The 801-nt window shown below is 56.8% G+C and carries 1 protein-coding gene; it reads right to left on the reverse strand.

Annotation, left to right across the window (positions count from 1 at the left end; all coding sequences use genetic code 11):
- Positions 1 to 582 (reverse strand): LysR family transcriptional regulator (locus AC1DRJ_RS30545; RefSeq protein ID WP_477805395.1); only part of this gene is annotated, 582 nt, incomplete at its 3' end.
- Between the last annotated feature and the right edge of the window lie 219 nt (positions 583 to 801).

Here is an 801-nt window from a genome sequence, read left to right on the forward strand (position 1 = left end):
CGGACAATCGCCGGCCGGACGCACCTGAAACTTGTTGCCCAGCATCACCAGCGGATCATGTTCCTGACCGCAATGGGCACCGACCACCTGCACCTGAACCTCAGGCAGGAGAATGCTCGGCAACCCTGGCTGCTGCGGGCCGATCAACACGGCCAGGTCAAAATCTTCATTCTTGAGCTTGCTGAGGTTTTCCATCGACTCGGCGTAGCTGAATTCCAGCTGATAGTCGGGAAATACCTCAATCAGGCGTCCGATCATTCGCCGATTGAAGTCAGACGAAAGCGTGGTGTTCAGCGCGACCTTGAGCGTGCGTTGCCCAGGCACCTTCAGCGCAGCCACTTTTTCTTCAAGTTGCCGCGTGGCCAGCAACACCTTGTCCATGTAAGGCGTGAGCTCCGAGCCCTGCGTGGTCAGGGTCAATCCCTTGTTGGAGCGACGAAACAACCGAAAACCAAACTGCTCTTCGACCTTGTTCAACTGCGCAGCCAATGCCTGCACCGTCAAACAGGAATGCTCTGCCGCCGCCGATAAAGAGCCGGTCTGCACGATGCGCATGAGGTTGCGTAGGGTTCTGCTATCCATGGGGTAATGCCCTCTAAAGTGGGCTGGCTATTGTTGAGTACCTGGCCGTCGGTTGGGCGATACGTGCTGGCTATAATCCTGCACCTGAACCCGCTTGTCCCGAGTTTAGTAGCGAAATGATGCTGGCGTCCGATGGTTGGAGGGTTACGTAGAATCGGGGGTTTTGGGGAAGGGTGGGTGATCGGGGTCAAAAAAATGCTCGGACCGGGAGGTTTGGGC

This window comes from Pseudomonas sp. P5_B2 (assembly GCF_056400445.1).